The sequence below is a fragment of the Actinomycetota bacterium genome (genome assembly GCA_004297305.1).
Lineage (GTDB): Bacteria > Actinomycetota > Actinomycetes > S36-B12 > FW305-bin1 > FW305-bin1.
Window position 1 is genome coordinate 87,161 of sequence record SCTR01000009.1, and the last position, 15,548, is coordinate 102,708.

The following is a 15,548-nucleotide window of genomic DNA, read 5'->3' on the forward strand; positions in this document are numbered from 1 at the left end:
GGTCGCCGCCCGCCGCGGGGTTACTCGCCCGCGACGAGGAATCCTGGCCAGACCACCGCCGCGAAGAACAGCACGGCGATGATGAGCAGGATCGCCAGCCAGGGCAGCAGGCGCGAGGCCCGGTTCTCGACAGCCGACTCCTGATCGTCGGTCGCCTCAGCTTCCGCGTCGGTTGACTCGATCACGTCGAGGTGGTCGGCCACGTCGACGTGATCGGCCGGTTCGTCATCGAGAGCGTCCTTGGTGGCCTTGTCGGCCCAGCCGGTTTCGCCGTCGGGCTCGGCCAGGAGCCTCGAGGCGTCGTCCGGTGCGGTCGGTGCCGGGTCGAGGATCGGATCGGCTGCCTGCAGCGCCTCGTGCGCGTTGACCGAGACCGAGTGGCCCAGCGGCGAGGGTGCGGGGAACGCAGCCGGTCGCGCCGGGCCGTCCACGGCGGGGTCGTCGACAACCCGGCCACCGACGAGCGAGTCACCGACAACCGGGCCGCCCAAGGCCGAGGCACCGAAGGCCAAGCCGCTGACGGCCGGGCTATCGGAGGCCGGCGTACCGACGGCGGGCGAGCCGGACGCGGACTTGTCCAGGGTCGGGCTATCCAGAGTGGAACCACGGGATACCGGGCCACCGAACGCCGGCGTACCGGCCTCCGGGTCGTCCAGGATCGGGCTGCCGAATGCCGGCGTACCGAACGACGGCACGCCGAGTGAGGGAGCCCCGGCTCCGGGTGCACCGAACGGCTCGCCGGGCGTGGGCGCAGCCGTCGTGGGCGCGGCGACTGTCGAGCCGATCGTCGGAAGTGTCGGGGCGGGCACGTGGTCGGTCGACGCCTCGGCGGATCGGCCGGCAGCGCCGACGCTCACCGGCTCCGGCAGCCCGGCACCGACAGACTCGGCACTGCTCGCCTCGGCACTGCTCGCTTCGGCGGCGGGCTCGGTCTCGGCGGTATCGGCCGCCGGGCGCAGCGCCAGCGCCCATGCCGGCAGGGGAACGCCCGGCAGGATGGCGATTGCGGCGCTGGGAGCCTCGCTCGTGGTGGGGGCGGGGCTGACCTCGTGGCGTGCCATGGACGACTCCTCGCGAGACGACGACGTCGAATCCGACCTGGTCGTCATCGGCCCGACCCGGGGACTACTTGACCCCTGGCGCCGGTCGATCCGCCGTACGTCCGCTGCGGACGCGTCGTGGCAGGGCAGGGGTCAGTCGGGCACGGGTGCGAGGTCGACCGCGCCCACCGACAGCGGGCCGTCGGCCTCGGTCAGGTCGAGCGCAGCGACCCGCCCGGCCGAGCGGAGGTCCGCCTCGGCCAGCCGGACCAGCGCTATCGCGCTGGCGGGCCCGGACACCCGGACCGTGGCGACCTCCGCCCGCATGGACACCTTCGCCTCGGACTTGGCCCGCCGTACGCCGCTGAGCACGACGGCAGCGGCGCTGACGACCGCCGCGTCCCCGTCGCCGGCAGTGGCTCGCAACTCCTGCGCGGTCGGCCACGCCTCACGGTGGACCGAACCCGGCCGCCACCACGACCACACTTCCTCGGTCACGAACGGCAGCACCGGGGCGAACAGCCGCAGCAACGTCGACAGCGCGATGCCGAGCGCGGCCCTCGCCGACGCCGCGGCGAGCGGGCCCCGGCCGCCGTACGCGCGGTCCTTGACCAGCTCGACGTGGTCGTCACAGAACGACCAGAAGAACGTCTCGGTCAGTTCCAGCGCGCGGGCGTAGTTGTAGTCCTCATAGGCGGCGGTCGCTTCGGCCACGACGTCGGCCAGCGCCGCCAGCATGGCCTGGTCGACCGGGTCGTTGACCGCGGCGGGATCGTCCACCACGTCGGCGCCCAGCACGAACTTCGAGGCGTTGAGGATCTTGATGGCGAGCCGGCGGCCGATTTTCATCTGGCCGACGTCGAAGGCGGTGTCGGTCCCGGGGCGGCCGCTGGCGGCCCAGTAGCGCACGGCGTCGGCACCGTGCTCGTCGAGCAGGCCGAGCGGAGTGACGACGTTGCCCTTGGACTTGCTCATCTTCTTGCGGTCCGGGTCGAGGATCCACCCGCTGATCGCGACGTCGGTCCACGGCAACCTGTCGTCCTCGAGATGACTTCGCACGACCGAGGAGAACAACCAGGTCCGGATGATCTCGTGGGCCTGGGGCCGCAGGTCCATCGGTGAGACCCGTTGCCACAGATCAGGATCACGCTGCCAGCCGCCGGCGATCTGTGGTGTCAGCGACGACGTGGCCCAGGTGTCCATGACATCGGGATCGCCGGCGAAACCGCCCGGCACGCCACGTTGGTCCTCGGTGAATCCCGGCGGGACGTCGCTGCTGGGATCGACCGGAAGCCGATCGGTGTCCGGCAGCAGGATCTCGTCGTACGACGGCATCCCGTTGGCGTCCAGTCGATACCACAGCGGGATCGGGACGCCGAAGAACCGCTGGCGGGAGATCAGCCAGTCGCCGTTGAGTCCCTCGACCCAGTTCTCGTAGCGAATCCGCATGTGCGGCGGATGCCACGCCAACTGACGCCCCCGCTCCAGCAGCGCTGCGCGCAACTGGGCGTCGCGCCCACCGTTGCGGATGTACCACTGCCGGGTCGTGACGATCTCCAGCGGCTTGTCGCCCTTCTCGAAGAACTTGACCGGGTGCGTGATGGCCCGGACGTCCCCGATCAGATCGCCGCTGGAGCGCAACAGCTCGGCCATGCGTTCGCGGGCGGTGTGGGTGGTGGTGCCGGCGAGGCTGTCGTACGCCGCACGCCCCTGCGGGCTGGTGATCCAGGTGGGCGGTTCTGGCAGGAGCCGGCCGTCCCAGCCGATCACCGGCCGGGTGGCCAGTTCCAGTTCGCGCCACCACGTCACGTCGGTGGTGTCGCCGAACGTGCAGATCATCGCGATGCCGGAACCCTTCTGCGGGTCGGCGAGCCGGTGGGCGTGCACCGGTACGGTGACGCCGAAGACCGGCGTCGTCACCGTCGTCCCGACCAGGTCGCGGTAGCGCTCGTCGTCCGGATGCGCCACCAGGGCGACGCACGCGGCCAGCAGTTCCGGCCGCGTCGTCTCGACGTACACCGGTTCGCCGTCGGGGCGCCAGAACGAGATCCGGTGATACGCGCCCTGGCGTTCGCGATCCTCGAGCTCTGCTTGCGCGACAGCGGTTCTGAAGGTGACGTCCCAGAGAGTGGGCGCCTCGGCCTGGTAGGCCTCGCCCCGTTCCAGGTTGCGCAGGAACGCCCGCTGCGAGACGGCGCGGGCGCCGTCGTCGATGGTCTGGTAGGTCTGCGTCCAGTCGACCGACAGGCCCAGCCGACGCCACAGCTGCTCGAACGCCTTCTCGTCCTCGGCGGTCAGGCGACCGCACAGCTCGACGAAACTGCGACGGGAGATCGGTATCGGCCGGGCCGGATCAGGCTTGGCCGGCGGTTCGAAGGACGGGTCGTACGGCAGGGACGGATCGCACCGCACGCCGTAGTAGTTCTGCACCCGGCGTTCGGTCGGCAACCCGTTGTCGTCCCAGCCCATCGGGTAGAAGACCTCGTAGCCGCGCATCCGCTTGTACCGGGCGATCGCGTCGGTGTGGGTGTAGGAGAACACGTGCCCGACGTGCAGCGAGCCGCTGACCGTCGGCGGTGGGGTGTCGATGGAGAACACCGCGGACCGCGGGACCGAACGGTCGAAGCGGTAGATCCCCTGCTGGTCCCAGCTGCCGGCCCAGCGCTCTTCCAACCCGTCCAGCGTCGGTTTCTCGGGGACCGCTGCGGCGGGCGTGGCGCTCATGGGCGGTCATCCTATGAAGCGGCCTGCTCCTAGACTCACCGGTCGTGACCGGTCTGGCGGGCGAGCCCATCGGCCCGGCCGCAGCCGGCGCCGCCGAGGAGTTCGCCGCGGTCGAGGCGGCGCTGCAGGCGCGCTGGCCGGAGTCGCGGATCGACCCGAGCCTGGACCGGATGCGGTTGCTCACCGAGCTGCTCGGCGACCCGCAGCACGCCGCGCCCGTCGTGCACGTCGCCGGCACCAACGGTAAGACCTCGACGGCCCGGATGATCGATTCGCTGCTGCGGGCCTTCGGGCTGCAGACCGGCCTGACCACCAGCCCCCATCTGCAGCAGACCCGGGAACGGATCGTGGTGGGCGGCGACCCGATCAGCGCCGAGCGGTTCGTGGCGGTGTACCGCGACGTGGCGCCGTACGCGACGCTGGTCGACCAGCGCAGTGCGCGCGCCGGCGGACCCCCGGTGAGTTACTTCGAGCTCGTGGTGGCGATGGCGTTCGCGGCGTTCGCCGACGCCCCGGTCGACGCCGCGGTTCTCGAGGTCGGCCTCGGCGGGACGTGGGACGCCACGAACGTGGCCGATGCGACCGTCGCGGTGATCTGCCCGATCGGGCTGGACCACACCGAGTTGCTCGGCGACTCGGTGGGCGCGATCGCGGCGGAGAAGGCAGGGATCATCAAACCCGACTGCTTGGCCGTCAGCGGGCGGCAGGAACCCGACGCTCTGGCGGTGCTGGAGTCCGCCGCGACCGACGCCGGCACCTCGCTGGCGGTGGCCGGGCGTGACTTCGGCGTTCGCGCCCGGCGGGTGGCGGTCGGCGGACAAGAGGTCGACCTGCAGGGCCTGGCCGGTACGTACGAGGGCCTGTTCCTGCCGCTGTTCGGCCCGTACCAGGCCGACAACGCCGCGCTCGCCCTGGCGGCGGTCGAGTCGTTCCTCGGCGGCGGTTCCGGTGAGCTGGACCCGGCCGCGGTGTACGACGGCTTCGCTGCCTCCTCGTCGCCGGGTCGGCTGGAGGTCGTCCGCCGCGGGCCGACGGTGCTGCTGGACGCTGCGCACAACCCCGCCGGCGCGCAGGCGCTGGTCGACGCCGTACGTGACTCCTTCGACTTCACCGTCCTGGTCGGCGTGGTCGGGATCCTCGAAGGCAAGGACGCGCGCGGCATCCTGACCACCCTCGAACCGGTGCTCGCCGAGATTGTCGTGACCCGGCCGCCATCGGCGCGGGGCCGGGACGCGGACGAGCTGGCCGCCGTGGCCGTCGAGGTGTTCGGTGCGGACCGGGTCGAGGTCGTGCCCGACCTGGCGGACGCGCTGGACGCGGGAATCCGGCTGGCCGAGGAAGCCGCCGACGGACCCGGCAGCGGCGTGCTGGTGACCGGCTCGGTGGTCACCGTCGGGGCGGCGCGGGCGATGTTGCGGCGGGAGGGCTAGCGGTGCGCGTGCTGTGCTCGTCGGTCCTGGTGTTCGAGGCGATCGTGCTCGGGCTGTCGATCCCGGTCGCGATCACCGTCGGCGGTTACCCCGCGACGGCGGTCGCGATCGGCGGCGGACTGCTCGTCCTGTTGTGCGTGGTGGCGATCGGCACGCTGCCGCGGCTCCCCGGGGTCGTCCTGGGGTGGGCCGTGCAGGTCGGGGCGATCGGCAGCGCCGTGCTGGTGCCGGCGATGGTCATCCTGGGCGGCATCTTCGCGGCCCTGTGGTGGTGCGCCCTGCACTACGGGCGGCGCGCGGACCAGATCAGGTTCGCCACAGCCGGCCTGACGGCAACCACAGCCGGCCCTGTTGCAGCCGGCCCTGCTTCAGGTGGACCTGCGCCAGGTGGAACTGCCCCGTCCGGACCTGACGCCGGGCCCGGCCCGGACCCGGCCCGTTAGTCTCGCCCACCGCCGGTCGGCCCGTACGACGCGGGCCACGACGACCGCCCGACCCGTGGAGTACCCGTGTCCGAGCGCACTTTGGTCCTGGTCAAGCCTGACGGCGTGGCTCGCGGCTTGGTGGGGGAGGTGCTGCGCCGGATCGAACGCAAGGGCTTCCGGCTCGTGGCCGTGGAGTTGCGCACCCTTGACCGAGCGACCGCCCAGGCCCACTACGCCGAACACACCGGCAAACCGTTCTTCGATCCGCTCGTGGAGTTCATCACGTCCGCGCCGCTGCTGGCCGCGGTCGTGGAGGGGCCCGATGTGATCGCTTCGTGGCGAACGATGATGGGTGCCACGAATCCGGTGCAGGCCGCCCCCGGCACGATCCGCGGCGACCTGGCGACGCAGACCCGCGAGAACCTCACGCACGGTTCGGATTCGCCGCAATCCGCAGCACGTGAGATCGCTCTGTTCTTCCCCGGCCTGGCCTGACCACGACCGCCCGAGACGGTGTCCGGGCCCGCCGGACCGGACCCGGGGACCCGCGCGGGCCCGTACGATGGGCCCCGCCGTACGTCCCCGGACTCTCCCGGAAGGCCCCCTCCCCATGGCGAACAACATGTCCTTCATCGGTCGTGACATGGCGGTCGACCTCGGAACGGCGAACACCCTCGTCTACGTCCGTGGCCGCGGCATCGTGCTCAACGAGCCGTCCGTGGTCGCGATCAACCAGGACACCGGGGGGATTCTGGCCGTCGGTTCGGAAGCCAAGAAGATGATCGGCCGTACGCCGGCCAACATCGTGGCGATCCGGCCCTTGAAGGACGGCGTCATCGCGGACTTCGACACCACCGAGCGGATGCTGCGCTACTTCATCCAGAAGGTGCACAAGCGCCGCCACCTGGCCAAGCCGCGGCTGGTCGTCTGCGTCCCCAGTGGCATCACCGGAGTCGAGCAGCGGGCCGTCAAGGACGCCGGGTACGCCGCCGGGGCCCGCAAGGTGTACCTGATCGAGGAGCCGATGGCGGCCGGGATCGGCGCCGGCCTGCCGGTCCACGAGCCGACCGGCAACATGGTCGTCGACATCGGCGGTGGGACGACCGAGGTCGCGGTGATCTCGCTGGGCGGGATCGTGACGAGCATCTCGATCCGCGTCGGCGGCGACGAGTTGGACACCTCGATCATCAACTACGTGAAGAAGGAGTACTCCCTCATGCTGGGGGAGCGCACCGCCGAAGAGATCAAGATGGCCATCGGGTCGGCCTTCCCGATGCCCGACGAGCCGCACGCGGAGATCCGCGGCCGCGACCTGGTGACCGGCCTGCCGCGCACGGTGGTGGTCACCGCCGAGGAGATCCGGCGGGCCCTGGACGAGCCGGTCAACGCCATCGTCGACGCGGTCAAGACCACGCTGGACCGGACCCCTCCGGAGCTGTCCGGCGACATCATGGACCGCGGCATCGTGCTGACCGGTGGTGGCGCGCTGCTCAAGGGGCTGGACGAACGGCTGCGGCACGAGACGGGCATGCCAATTGTGGTCGCCGACATCCCGTTGGACTGCGTCGCGCTGGGCTCGGGCAAGTGCGTGGAGGAGTTCGAAGCGCTGCAGCAGGTCCTGACCTCCGAGCGACGGCACTAGCGGCGCCACTGACCGCGGCACTGCCTCGGCCGTTCCGGCCGGCGGCTCCGACGGCCCCGGCTGCCGATCCCGGCTGCCGATCCCGGCGGTTCACGGCGCAGGCCCAGCCCTTCCGCGGGGCGACCACCGACTGATCGCGCGCCGGTGTCCGGCTGGCGTGCGTCCCAGGTCTGATCCCGGGCACGACGATGCCGCCCGGAGCGTCGTAACGGCGTAGCCTTCGCCGGGCCTTCCGGACGGCATCGACGTGAGGGGCGATGAGGGATACCCGGCGTACCCGCCTGATCCTCGGGCTGGTGTTGTTGACCGCGCTCACCCTGATCGTGCTCGACCTCCGCGGCTCCGACGACGGGCCGCTGTCGCCGCTGCGATCCACCGCGGCGGCCGTCTTCGGGCCCATCGAGCGCGGCGTCACCACGGTGGTCGCGCCGATCGGCGGCTTCTTCTCGGAGTTCGGCTCCTGGGGGGACAAGGACGACCGGATCCGCGCGCTCGAGGAGGAGAACGCCGCCCTGCGCAGTCAGCAGACGACGACAGCGCACGACGCCGAACGGCTCCGTCAGCTCGACGGCCTGTTGCGGGTGGCCGCCGCCGGCCAGTACCGGACCGTGCCGGCCCAGGTCATCGCCGTGGGGCCGGCCCAGGGATTCGCCTGGACCGTGACCATCGACGCCGGCTCCGACGACGGGTTGCAGAAGGAGATGAGCGTCATCAACGGCGACGGTCTCGTCGGCTACGTCCGCGAGGTGTCGCCGACGACGTCCCGGGTCGTGCTCATCGTGGACGCCACGGTCGTGGTCGGGGCACGGCTGGCCGGGACCGGCCAGCTCAGCACGGTCAGCGGCACCGGCCGGCAGGACCAGCTCGAGTTGCAGATGTTCAGCTCGTCCGCCCCGGTCGTCGCCGGTGACCGGCTGGTGACGTTCGGCTCGCAGAACGGGCTGTACCCGCCGGGCATCCCGATCGGCGCGGTGACCGACGTCAAGGGGACGACCGGGCAGCTCACTCGGGTCGCCACCGTGAAGCCGTTCGCGGACATGGCGTCGCTGGACATCGTCGGGGTCATCGTGACGAAGCCGCGCACCGATCCGCGCGATGCCGTGCTGCCCCCGGCGCCGGCCGCCTCGACGCCGCCGGCCGCGCCGGCGGGCAGTGCCCCGGCCGCGTCGCCGGCGGCGAGCGCGACCTCGTCAGGTACGACGCGGAGCAGTTCGCCGCCGTCCTCGACGTCCACTTCAGGGTCATCGGCTTCGCGTGCGCCGGCCGCCAGTCGCTCGCCGTCGGCCGGAAGCTCTGCGAGGTAGCGGTGGTCCGCCGTGCCGCTCTGGTCGCCGTCCTGCTGGTGTGTGCCCTCACCCTGCAGTTGACGGTGCTGGCCCGGTTGCCGCTGCCGGGGGCGACACCGGACCTGCTGCTGGTCGTCATCGTCGCGCTCGGTATGGCCGACGGGCCGGGTACCGGTGTCGTCGCCGGGTTCGCGGGCGGGCTGCTCCTCGACCTCGTCCCACCGGCTGCCGGGACGGTGGGGGTGATGGCCCTGGTGCTGGCCGCCGTCGGCTACCTGGCGGGGCGGGTGAGCGACGTCGAGGATCGGCCGGTGCTGGTCACCATCGGTGTCGTGGTGGTGCTGGCCGCCGGCGCGCTGCTGGGGCGGGCCATCCTCGGCAGCCTGCTCGGCGACGTGCGGGTGCTGTGGGAGGACATTCCGTCGCTGGCGCTGTCGGAAGTGGTGTACGTCGCCGTCCTCACGCCGTTCGTCGTCCCGTTCGTCGGCGCACTGGTCCGCCGGCTCGATCCCGCTGCCCGAGTCTGAGGGTTAGGCTGCCGCGCAGCACGTTCGGCGGAACCCCTCGCGCTCGTGCCTCGTCCTACGCCCCGGCCTCGCGCGGCGAGGTCGCGTGGCCGCGCCGTACGCGACCGAGCGTGGCCCGCCCCGCCGTCCCAGCGACAGGAGCGATGCGGTGAGCGAGAGGTCGACGCTGCGGCTCGTCGTGCTCGCCGTCCTCGTGGTGTCGCTGCTCGGGACCCTGCTCGCGCGACTGTTCTACCTGCAGCTGGTGACCGGGGACACGTACGTGCAGGCCGCCGCCAACAACAGCCTGCGCGAGGTGGTGACGCCGGCCGCACGCGGGCTCATCGTGGACCAGGTGGGCCGCCCGCTGGTGGCTAACCGCTCGTCGCTGGTGGTCTCGGTCGACCGCACCGAGCTGGCCAAGCAGTCCGACGACGGCGTGGCGACGCTGACGCGGCTCGCCAAGACGCTGGGGACGACGTACGACGACATCGCCCAGCGGCTGAAGGACTGCGGCTCGACGGGTGCCCAGCCCCCGCCGGTCTGCTGGAACGGGTCCCCGTTCGCCCCGATCCCGGTCGCCGAGGACGTCAGCCAGGACGTCGCGCTGTCGATCATGGAACGCTCGATCGAGTACCCCGGGGTGTCGGCCGGGCTGAAATCGGTTCGGCAGTACCCGACGCCGTACGGCGTCAACGCCGCGCACCTGCTGGGCTACCTCGGTCCGGTCAGCCAGGACGAACTCAGCCGGCAGACCTCGGACACGGCCGACGCGCAGCGGCTGCGGCGCAGCGACCTGGTGGGACGCGCCGGCATCGAGGACAGTTACGACGCGCAGCTGCGCGGCGTCCCGGCGATCACCAAGCTGGCCGTCGACAAGGCGCAGCGGGTGACCGGCACGGTGTCCACCGACGACGGCACGCCCGGCTCCAACGTGGTCAGCACGATCGACGCCCGGCTGCAGGCGGTCGTCGAGCAGCAGCTGCAGGCCGCGATCGACTGTGCCCGCGCCGGGTGCTCGCCGGTCGACTCCACCAAGCAGAAGCACGTGGCCGATTCCGGGGCCGCGGTCGTCGTCGACACCACCAACGGGCACATCCTGGCGATGGCGTCGTACCCCAGCTACGACCCGAACGTCTGGCTGGGCGGGATCTCCAGCAAGCAGTACAAGGACCTCACGTCGCCGGCCTCGGGCAAGCCGCTGACGGCCAGGGCGTTCCAGGGTCTCTACGCGCCGGGGTCGACGTTCAAGGCGATCACCACGACGGCGGCAGCGCGGTCGGGTTTCGATCTGGGCGGCAGCTACGACTGCCCGAGTTTCTACCAGGCCGGCAACCAGCAGTTCCAGAACCACGAAGGCGGCGCGTACGGCACGATCAGTTTGGAGCGTGCCCTGGAAGTCTCCTGCAACACGGTCTTCTACGGGATCGCCGACAGCATGTGGAAGCGAGCCGGCGGCCTGTCGGCGACGGTGACGTCGGCAGATCCGATCGCCACGGCCGCGACGAACTACGGCCTCGGCCAGCGCACCGGCATCGACCTGCCCGGCGAAGCAGCCGGGCAAGTGTCGAGCCGGCAGTACAAGCAGAAGGTGTGGGACACCAAGCACGACGCCTGGTGTGCCAGTGCGGCGGCCGGCTATCCGGAACTGCGGAAGACCAACAAGGACAAGGCCGACGAGTTCACCCGGCTGGACCGGGAGAACTGCGAGGAGGGCTATGTCTGGCGGGTCGGTGACGCGCTGAACGCGGCCATCGGCCAGGGCGACACCGTCGTGACCCCGCTGCAGATGGCTATGGCGTACGCCGCGATCGCCAACGGCGGCACGCTCTATCAGCCGCAGGTCGCCAAGGCGGTCGTGTCCGCGGACGGCAAGGCCGAGCCGATCGCTCCGGTGGTCAAGGGCCGCATCGACGCGTCGAAGGCGACCATGTCGTTCCTCAACACCGCGTTGCAGGCGACCACGACCGACGGCACCGGCGCCCCGCCGTTCCAGGGCTTCCCGTTGGGCCGGATCCCGGTCGCCTCGAAGACCGGTTCCGCGCAGGCCACCGTCGACGGCAGCGCGGTGGACTCCACGGCCTGGTTCGCCAGTTTCGCGCCGGCGAACCAGCCCCGGTACGCCGTGGTGATGATGATCTCGCAGGGCGGGACCGGTTCGGGCACGGCAGGTCCGTTCGTCCGCAACATCTACGAGGCACTCTTCGGCGTGCGGGGCAACACGATCGACCCCGCGCGCAGCGTCCTGGTCGGCGGTGCGCCGGCCGCCGCGCTGCCGGCGTTCGCCGCAGACGGCACGCCGATGACCCCCGAGACCGCCGCCGGGCAGCCGATGCCGACCACGTTGCCGTCCGACCAGCCCGTCACGCCCTCCCCGAGCAAGCGCGCCGGACGCGCCGCCCGTCACCGGGCGCGTCCCGGTCCGCACCGGTCGCGGCCACCCGTGCCGCGGCCGGGACGATGGCGCCGCTGGTGGCCTGGTGCCGGCCGGCGGCAGCGGCCGGGGATGAGGTCACCATGAGCAGCCACGGCTATCCGGCCAGTTCGGCGGTCCGGACCCGGATGCCGACCCGGGCCGACGGCAGGTCGGACTACCTCGGGCGGTTGGACTGGATCCTGCTGCTCGCCGCGCTCGCGCTGTCGGTCTACGGCTCGATCCTGGTGTGGTCGGCCAGCAAGGCGGACCTGGCACCGCGGACCGGGGACCTGCAGTACTTCCTCAAGCGGCAGCTGCTGAATCTCGTCATCGGCCTGGTGCTCGGGTACCTGGTCTCGCGGGTCAACCATCGGCTGCTGCGCGCGTACACCCCGGTGCTGTACGTCGTCTCGCTGATCGGCCTGCTCGTCGTGCTGATCCCGGGCGTCGGCTCGTCGATCGCCGGGGCGAAGGCGTGGCTGGCACTGCCCGGGGGCTTCACGATCCAGCCGTCGGAGTTCGCCAAGGTGGCGATCATCCTGATGATGGCGATGATCCTCGCGGAGAAGCGCGACGCCGAGAGCGAGCCGCGTGACGCCGACGTCCTGCAGGCGTTGATCGTCGCGGCCATTCCGATCGCGATCGTGTTGGTGCAGAACGACACCGGCACGGTGCTGGTCATGGGGACGATCGTGATCACGATCGTTGCGGTGTCCGGCGCGCGTACCCGGTGGTTGGTCGGGTTGCTGCTCGGCACCGTGGTCGCCGTACTGCTGGCGATCCAGCTGCACCTGCTGCAGCCGTACCAGGTCGATCGGCTGACGTCGTTCATCGACCCGGAGAACGCCAGCAGCCAGTCCGCCGGCTTCAACACCGAGCAGGCCCGGATCGCCGTCGGCGGCGGCGGGCTGCTCGGCCGGGGGCTGTTCGAAGGCCCGCAGACGCAGGGCAGTTTCGTGCCGGTGAACGAAAGCGACTTCGTGTTCACGGTGGCCGGTGAGGAGCTCGGCTTCGTCGGCGGCGCGACGGTCATCGTGCTGCTGGGCGTCGTGCTGTGGCGCGGCATCCGGATCGCCCTGCGGGCCGAGGACCTCTTCGGCCGGCTGGTGGCGACCGGGGTCGTGGCGTGGTTCGCCTTCCAGGCCTTCGAGAACATCGGGATGACCCTTGGGATCATGCCGGTGACCGGGGTCACACTGCCGTTCGTGTCGTACGGCGGCACGTCGATGTTCGCCACCTGGGTGGGCGTCGGGCTGCTGCAGAACATCCGGGTGCACGAAGCGGACAGCTGAGCCCGGCTGGCTACTGTGGGCCGGTGCCCGTGACGTCCGTGTTCCCCCGCCTGGAGGCGCTGCTCCCTCGGGTGCAGAAGCCGGTGCAGTACGTCGGCGGCGAGGTCAACGCCGTCACCAAGGACTGGGACGCCGCCGCGGTCCGGTGGGCCCTGCTCTACCCGGACGCCTACGAGGTCGGCGCACCCAACCAGGGGATGCAGATCCTGTACGAGGTACTGAACGAGGCCGACGGCGTGCTCGCCGAACGGGCGTACGCCGTCTGGCCCGACCTCGAGGCGCTGATGCGCGAGCACGGCGTACCGCAGTTCACCGTCGACGGGCACCGCCCGGTCGGGGAGTTCGACCTGCTCGGTGTCAGCTTCTCGACCGAACTCGGCTACACGAATCTGCTGACCTGCCTCGACCTCGCCGGAATCCCGTTGCACGCCAAGGATCGTGACGTGACGCACCCGGTCGTCCTCGCGGGCGGTCACGCGGCGTTCAATCCGGAGCCGATCGCCGACTTCATCGACGCCGCCGTCCTGGGGGACGGCGAAGAGGCGGTGCTGCTCGTCACCGCGCTGGTCCGCGACTGGAAGGCGGCGGGCCGCCCGGGCGGCCGGACCGGCCTGCTCGATGCGTTGGCCCGCACCGGAAGTGTCTACGTACCGGCACGTTACGACGTGCGCTACCTGCCCGACGGCCGCATCGCCGCCGTGACGCCGACGGCCGCCGATATCCCCTCCCGCGTCGCCAAGCACACGCTGGTCGATCTCGACGCGTGGCCGTATCCGCGGGCCCCCCTCGTCCCGCTGGCGGAGACCGTGCACGAGCGAATGAGCGTGGAGATCTTCCGCGGCTGCACCCGCGGCTGCCGGTTCTGCCAGGCCGGGATGATCACCCGGCCGGTGCGCGAGCGGTCGATGGCCACCGTCGCGCAGATCGTGGACAACGGCTTGCGGCGCACCGGATACGAGGAGGTGGGGCTGCTCAGCCTGAGCAGCGCCGACCACAGCGAGATCGGTGAGCTGGCCCGCGGGCTGGCCGACCGCTACGAGGGAACCGAGACGGCACTGTCGTTGCCGAGCACCCGCGTCGACGCGTTCAACGTCGATCTGGCCGGCGAACTGTCCCGCGGTGGCCGCCGTAGCGGGCTCACGTTCGCGCCCGAAGGCGGCAGCGAGCGGATTCGCCAGGTGATCAACAAGATGGTCACCGAGGAGGACCTCATCCGGACCGTGACGGCGGCGTACGGCGCTGGCTGGCGGCAGGTCAAGTTGTACTTCATGTGCGGGCTGCCGACCGAGACCGACGCGGACGTGCTGCAGATTGCCGAACTGGCCCAACGGGTCATCGAGGCCGGCCGGCAGGCCGCCGGCACGCGCGACATCCGGTGCACGGTCAGCATCGGCGGTTTCGTCCCCAAGCCGCACACGCCGTTCCAGTGGGCCGCCCAGCTCGGCCACGAGCAGACCGACGCGCGGCTCGCGGCGTTGCGTGACGCGATCCGCTCGGACCGCCGCTACGGCCGTGCGATCGGGTTCCGGTATCACGACGGCCGTCCCGGAATCGTCGAGGGCCTGCTGTCGCGGGGCGATCGCCGGGTGGGCCGGGTCATCGAAAACGCTTGGCGCGCAGGGGGACGGTTCGACGGATGGAGCGAGCACTTCTCGTTCGACCGCTGGATGACGGCGGCGGCGCAGGCCTTCGCCGACGAGCCCGTGGACGTCGACTGGTACACGGTGCGGGAGCGCGGTCGCGACGAAGTGCTGCCGTGGGATCACCTCGATGCCGGCCTGGACAAGCAGTGGCTCTGGGAGGACTGGCAGGCCGCCGTGGCCGGCGGCGAGGTGGGCGACTGCCGCTGGACGCCGTGCTACGACTGCGGCGTCTGCGACACGATGGGCACCCAGATCGAGGTGGGTCCGTCGGGCAGACCGCTGCTGCCGCTGTCGGTCCGGCCGGCCGGCGTTGGTCTCGCGGACGCGCAGCCTCGATGAGTCGTCGCCAGCCCGATCGCGACGTCGCCCCGGCGGTGCAGCGGTTGCGGTTCCGGTACGCCAAGCGCGGCCGGCTGCGCTTCTCCAGCCATCGCGACTTCCAGCGCGCCCTGGAACGGGCCATCCGGCGGGCCGGCGTGCCGGTCGCGTTCAGTGCGGGGTTCAGCCCCCATCCGAAGATCTCGTACGCCGGGGCAGCCCCGACCGGCGTGGCGAGCGAGGCCGAGTACGTCGAGGTGGCCGTGGTCGAGCGATGCGATCCGGCGCTGGTCCGTGCCGCCCTCGACGAGGCCCTGCCCGCCGGGCTGGACGTGATCGAGGTCGTCGAGGCACTGACTCCCGATCTGCCGCAGCGACTCGAGGCCAGCGTGTGGCGCATCGCCCTGCCGGGCGTCACGCCGCGGGAGGCCGACGCGGCTTGCCACGCCCTACTCGGGGCAGCCGCGATCGAGGTCGAGCGGGTGACCAAGGCCGGGGTACGCCGCTTCGACGCTCGGGCCGCCGTGCTCTCCCTCGTCGTCCTGCCGCCCGACACCCTGCCGCCCGACACCGACGGCGTGAGGGCCGATCCCCAGCAGCCTTGTGCGATACTCGAGGCGGTCGTTCGGCACGTGACACCGTCCGTACGACCCGACGACGTCCTCACTGCATTGCGGTCAGTGGCGGACCTGGCGCCGCCGGAGCCCCCTCGGGTGATCCGGCTGGCGCAGGGGCCACTGGTCGCCGGGGACACCTCAGTGGGCGACCCGCTCGCCCCCGATCGTGAGGCCGCCGTCGGCGTCTGAGTGGCCGCCCCGCGTGGCCG

At 71.5% G+C, this 15,548-nt stretch carries 12 protein-coding genes; 10 read left to right on the forward strand and 2 right to left on the reverse strand.

Translation table 11 applies throughout. The features are described 5' to 3' along the window. Positions 1 to 20 precede the first annotated feature (20 nt). Both EPO13_08885 and valS read right to left on the reverse strand, forming a co-directional pair. Entirely contained in the window at positions 21 to 1,061 is a 1,041-nt protein-coding gene (locus tag EPO13_08885; GenBank protein ID TAK68882.1) for a hypothetical protein, read from the reverse strand. Positions 1,062 to 1,193: 132 nt separating this feature from the next. After that, the gene (valS, locus tag EPO13_08890) at positions 1,194 to 3,764 is read right to left on the reverse strand and encodes a valine--tRNA ligase (protein TAK68883.1); all 2,571 of its coding nucleotides are present in this window, start codon (positions 3,762 to 3,764) and stop codon (positions 1,194 to 1,196) included. 170 nt (positions 3,765 to 3,934) lie between these two features. On the opposite strand from valS, the gene EPO13_08895 reads away from it, so the two are divergent. The 10 genes from EPO13_08895 to EPO13_08940 all read left to right on the forward strand — a co-directional run bounded on the left by EPO13_08895 (position 3,935) and on the right by EPO13_08940 (position 15,528). Continuing rightward, positions 3,935 to 5,194, forward strand: coding sequence for a bifunctional folylpolyglutamate synthase/dihydrofolate synthase (locus EPO13_08895; protein ID TAK69047.1), 1,260 nt, complete (start codon positions 3,935 to 3,937; stop codon positions 5,192 to 5,194). A gap of 2 nt (positions 5,195 to 5,196) precedes the next feature. Continuing rightward, the gene (locus EPO13_08900) at positions 5,197 to 5,637 is read left to right on the forward strand and encodes a DUF4233 domain-containing protein (protein TAK68884.1); all 441 of its coding nucleotides are present in this window, start codon (positions 5,197 to 5,199) and stop codon (positions 5,635 to 5,637) included. Between the two features lie 66 nt (positions 5,638 to 5,703). After that, positions 5,704 to 6,114, forward strand: coding sequence for a nucleoside-diphosphate kinase (locus EPO13_08905; protein TAK68885.1), 411 nt, complete (start codon positions 5,704 to 5,706; stop codon positions 6,112 to 6,114). 115 nt (positions 6,115 to 6,229) lie between these two features. Beyond that, on the forward strand, positions 6,230 to 7,261 hold the full coding sequence (locus tag EPO13_08910; protein TAK68886.1) for a rod shape-determining protein: 1,032 nt from the start codon (positions 6,230 to 6,232) through the stop codon (positions 7,259 to 7,261). A gap of 257 nt (positions 7,262 to 7,518) precedes the next feature. Further along, on the forward strand, positions 7,519 to 8,565 hold the full coding sequence (mreC, locus tag EPO13_08915) for a rod shape-determining protein MreC (protein TAK68887.1): 1,047 nt from the start codon (positions 7,519 to 7,521) through the stop codon (positions 8,563 to 8,565). Beyond that, positions 8,505 to 9,074 carry a rod shape-determining protein MreD gene (gene mreD, locus EPO13_08920; protein ID TAK68888.1) on the forward strand — a complete coding sequence of 190 codons (570 nt, stop codon included), beginning with the start codon at positions 8,505 to 8,507 and terminating at the stop codon, positions 9,072 to 9,074. Before mreC ends, mreD begins: the two co-directional genes overlap by 61 nt. Before the next feature lie 85 nt (positions 9,075 to 9,159). Continuing rightward, positions 9,160 to 11,574: a penicillin-binding protein 2 gene (gene mrdA / locus EPO13_08925; GenBank protein TAK68889.1), complete on the forward strand. Its 2,415-nt coding sequence runs from the start codon at positions 9,160 to 9,162 to the stop codon at positions 11,572 to 11,574. A gap of 41 nt (positions 11,575 to 11,615) precedes the next feature. After that, complete coding sequence (gene rodA, locus EPO13_08930; GenBank protein TAK69048.1) at positions 11,616 to 12,761, forward strand: rod shape-determining protein RodA; 1,146 nt, start codon at positions 11,616 to 11,618, stop codon at positions 12,759 to 12,761. A gap of 23 nt (positions 12,762 to 12,784) precedes the next feature. After that, a complete protein-coding gene (locus EPO13_08935; GenBank protein ID TAK68890.1) occupies positions 12,785 to 14,743 on the forward strand; it encodes a TIGR03960 family B12-binding radical SAM protein in 1,959 nt (652 codons plus the stop codon). Positions 14,744 to 14,778: 35 nt separating this feature from the next. Next, positions 14,779 to 15,528, forward strand: a complete 750-nt coding sequence (locus EPO13_08940; protein ID TAK69049.1) for a DUF2344 domain-containing protein — start codon at positions 14,779 to 14,781, stop codon at positions 15,526 to 15,528. The last annotated feature ends 20 nt before the right edge of the window (positions 15,529 to 15,548 follow it).